Source organism: Acaryochloris sp. IP29b_bin.148, assembly GCF_028285565.1.
Lineage (GTDB): Bacteria > Cyanobacteriota > Cyanobacteriia > Thermosynechococcales > Thermosynechococcaceae > Acaryochloris.
Window position 1 is genome coordinate 1 of record NZ_JANQOY010000191.1, and the last position, 3,413, is coordinate 3,413.

Consider the following 3,413-nt stretch of genomic DNA (forward strand, 5'->3'; position numbering starts at 1 on the left):
GAAACACCTGAGCTACGAACAACTTCAGGGACTGACCGATAGCGAAGCTCAAGCCATGCTGGGCAAGCGTCAATCCCGCCAACCCAAGCATGACGTCATTGACTTTGACCCCATTCATACGGAACTGCAAGCGAAAGGGATCACCCTCGCGCTGTTATGGCAAGAAGGGATTGATCATCAGGAGTGGAGCATAAGCTACGGTCAATTTTGCCGTCGCTACAACCAGTGGAAAGGACGCCACAACCTCTCCATGAGACAGGTTCATAAAGCTGGGGAAGGTGGGTTCATTGAGGTTTCAGAATATGCTGGAGGCCTCGGTTATGCCGTGTTTTTAAGGGTTGAGTGTACAGGACATCAACTCAGATATGGGCATAACTCGCAACTCCTCGTGACTCCAGGGCAAGCCGTAAAGAAAGGTCAGGTTATCGCCCTTATGGGAAGCACTGGCTTAAGCACAGGACCACATAGCCATTTTGAGGTTAGAGTTGGCGGCGTTCCTGTGGACCCTCAACACTTTCTAAGTGGTCGCCCATAGCTACGATCACCAACAATTTCGATGAAGGTATTCATCATGATCAGAAATTTCAAAAAAGAAATATTCATTCTGTTGGCTGTTGGCTTAGCTAGCCTGGGGGGTTGGGCTTGGAATGCTCTCAACCCTCAGAAGCCTAGCGCTCAGGCACAAACCAAAAAAACTAAACCTGCGCTACTCAAAGATAAAGATGTCGATCATTTTACAGATAATTGCCTGGCCCCTCGGGGTAAATTCCTCGAAAAAGTGGGCGTGGTTAAACAATATACTGTGGTCGCCTTTACCTATGATTTTGATCAGCCAGTGCCCATTCCAGACGTGCCAGAGGGTATTAAGGTCTCTCCAAGCCTCGGGAAAGATATGCACCAAGTCCCTACAGATCATGCACATTCACATGCAACCCGATTCAAAGTTCCTGAGCCCAACTTAGATTTTGCTTTAATGAGAGTCGACCCGACCTTAGGATGCAAGCCAACAATAAAGTCAATTCGTTCTGAACCATTGGTTGCCTTCGACAAATTCGTTCGCGTCAAGATTCAGAAGCTCAGATGGGCGTATTTGGGAGCCACGCTAGAACAAAAACATGGTGCTGATCTGCAAGATTATCTGACAGAGCGGTTGACTACAACTGGCCCTTTTCAGATGGGCTTAGACGATGAATCTGTACTGGCCCTGAATTCAATGAAGATTAAGCTACCGAAATGGTTCGACTTGAAGTTGACTCAACAGGAAAGGGATAAGGAGTACTATCGTTTCATAACTGATCGGCCAAAAAGCTGACGAGGCATGAATCATGCGCTAAATTGTGGTATTTCGTAACTCGTCCAAATAATTAGCCCAACGCTGCATCATTTCCCGACGTTCTTTTAGAAACTGTGTTCTGTCGTAGGCTCTCCCAAGTGGATCCCTGACGGTATGGGCTAACTGATGTTCTAAGAGTTCAGCACGGTAATTTAACTGTTCAGCGATTAGGGTTCTAGCCATTGCCCTGAACCCATGACCAGACATTTCTTCTTTTGTGATACCCATGGCTCGAAGGGCCACTAAAACCCCGTTATTAGATAGGGGTCTTAAGAAAGACCTGGCACTGGGGAATACATACTCACTTCGGTGCGTGAGCAAATGAATCGTCTTTAATATATCAATGGCCTGGGTTGCTAAAGGGACAACGTGATCCGTGTTTGTTTTGGTCACCAGAAATCGCCACTCCGATGCCTGCCAATCAATGTCGTCCCATCTAGCAGTACGTAACTCTCCAGGACGAACGAATACTAATGGGGCTAATTTTAGGGCACTCTTGACGATCATCGATCCTTCGTAAGCATCGATCATTCTCAGCAGCTGTCCGACTCTTTTGGGGTCCGTGATTGCAGCCAAGTGTCTACGTTGGACAGGAATCAACGCCCCTTGAAGGTGTAAGGCAGGATTATTAACTGATTTACCTGTGGCGATCGCAAACTTAAAAACCTGTGAGCAAATGCCCAAAGTCCGATGGGCAGCTTCAATCGCTCCTCTCGCCTCGATTGCACGAATTGATTCTAGTAGCTCAGGGGTAGTAATTTCAGTGATCGGCCTATTTGCCAAATCAGGGTATATATCCCGCTTCAATTTGCTCATAATCGACTGAGCATAGGACTGAGTCCATTGATGCTTGTTGCGATTGAACCAGTCTTCAGCTATTACCTGAAACGTATTGCCCTGTTCCGTGTATGAGGTGAATCGTTGCCTTCTCTTGTTAGTGTTTGGATCAATGCCATCTGCCAACATTTGACGCACCTTAAGATGCCTCATACGCGCCTCTTGCAGGGAAATTTGGGGGTATCTACCAATTGAGTATGTGTTTTCTTTGCCGTTGTATCGATATTTGTAGCGCCAAAGCCTAGTCCCTGCTTTGGTCACCATCAAGAACAGTCCACCCCCATCAAATAGCTTATAAGCCTTGTCTTTAGGCTTAGCCTGCCTAACTTGAATGTCTCTAAGACGGTTGATAAGAGGCATATTTAGAAGCCTTGATAGATATCTAAATGGGGGTATGGATTGAAGCGATACCCTGTAAATACCCCCATAAGTACCCCCGCATTCTTTGGATGTTGCCAGATGTCGTTGGATATTAGTGGATTATAACAAGCCTACAATAACTATAAATAGGGATATTTTACCTCTTGATTATTTATTGTAGGACGTCAGTAGACTGAATGTAAAAGGAAGGTGGAGGAATCGAACCCCTACAGCGAACCATACCCTGATTTTCAAGACCAGTTGTCGACCATTCGGCGGCACCTTCCATAAAGCGTGAATTGGGTTGACCGACGGGACTCGAACCCGCTAACACTAGGATCACAATCTAGCTCCTCGTCCACTTCGGATTCGGCCAACACAGTGGATTCTGGTCGGATTTGTACGTATAGCGTCTCCGATAGGAGATACCGACATCTTTCTGCTTGCAAGGCAGATGCTTTCCCAATTAAGCTACAGACCCATATAGCGGGAGTGGTAGGATTTGAACCCACACAGACCGATTTAGAAGATCGGTGCCCCATCCCTTAGGCGACACTCCCAGGCTTGGTAGGGGATCTGGGTTATGATCCCAGCCGTCTAGACTAATCTGGTCCCCTCGCTTATAAGGCGAAGCCGCTCACCAGAGCTATCCCCCACTGATGGTCCCGGTAGGATTCGTACGCAAAGCGGCTCCGTTGGCGAAGCCGCCCCAAAGGGGCTGGGAGCTACCTACGGCCACCTTTTTGTAAGAAAGGCACTCTCCCAGGCTGAGTTACAGGACCATAAAGCGAGTGGTGAGATTCGCACTCACGCGCTGGCGTTGGCACCGCCAGATGCTACTGCTACATCACACTCGCCCAAAGCGGATAACGAGAGTTGTTCG

The 3,413-nt window shown here is 47.7% G+C and carries 3 protein-coding genes and 4 tRNA genes; 2 read left to right on the forward strand and 5 right to left on the reverse strand.

What is annotated here, in order from left to right; all coding sequences use genetic code 11:
• Both Q0986_RS17280 and Q0986_RS17285 read left to right on the forward strand, forming a co-directional pair.
• A partial coding sequence (locus Q0986_RS17280; protein WP_299413324.1) for a peptidoglycan DD-metalloendopeptidase family protein occupies positions 1-535 on the forward strand: 535 nt, incomplete at its 5' end.
• Between the two features lie 21 nt (positions 536-556).
• A complete protein-coding gene (locus Q0986_RS17285) occupies positions 557-1,312 on the forward strand; it encodes a hypothetical protein (RefSeq protein ID WP_299413328.1) in 756 nt (251 codons plus the stop codon).
• A gap of 18 nt (positions 1,313-1,330) precedes the next feature.
• Here the strand turns inward: Q0986_RS17285 and Q0986_RS17290 are convergent, their stop codons facing one another.
• The 5 genes from Q0986_RS17290 to Q0986_RS17310 all read right to left on the reverse strand — a co-directional run bounded on the left by Q0986_RS17290 (position 1,331) and on the right by Q0986_RS17310 (position 3,312).
• Positions 1,331-2,530, reverse strand: coding sequence for an integrase arm-type DNA-binding domain-containing protein (locus tag Q0986_RS17290; RefSeq protein WP_299413331.1), 1,200 nt, complete (start codon positions 2,528-2,530; stop codon positions 1,331-1,333).
• A gap of 300 nt (positions 2,531-2,830) precedes the next feature.
• Positions 2,831-2,907: transfer RNA gene (locus Q0986_RS17295), tRNA-His, on the reverse strand.
• Between the two features lie 5 nt (positions 2,908-2,912).
• Positions 2,913-3,011, reverse strand: a tRNA-Ala gene (locus Q0986_RS17300).
• 6 nt (positions 3,012-3,017) lie between these two features.
• A tRNA-Arg gene (locus Q0986_RS17305) sits at positions 3,018-3,090 on the reverse strand.
• A 100-nt stretch (positions 3,091-3,190) separates the two neighbouring features.
• Positions 3,191-3,312: transfer RNA gene (locus Q0986_RS17310), tRNA-Val, on the reverse strand.
• Positions 3,313-3,413 lie beyond the last annotated feature (101 nt).

Coding starts and splice junctions, on each gene's coding strand:
- Q0986_RS17285 (WP_299413328.1), top strand. CDS start 557: ATGAAGGTATTCATCATGATCAGAAATTTCAAAAAAGAAATATTCATT.
- Q0986_RS17290 (WP_299413331.1), bottom strand. CDS start 2,530: ATGCCTCTTATCAACCGTCTTAGAGACATTCAAGTTAGGCAGGCTAAG.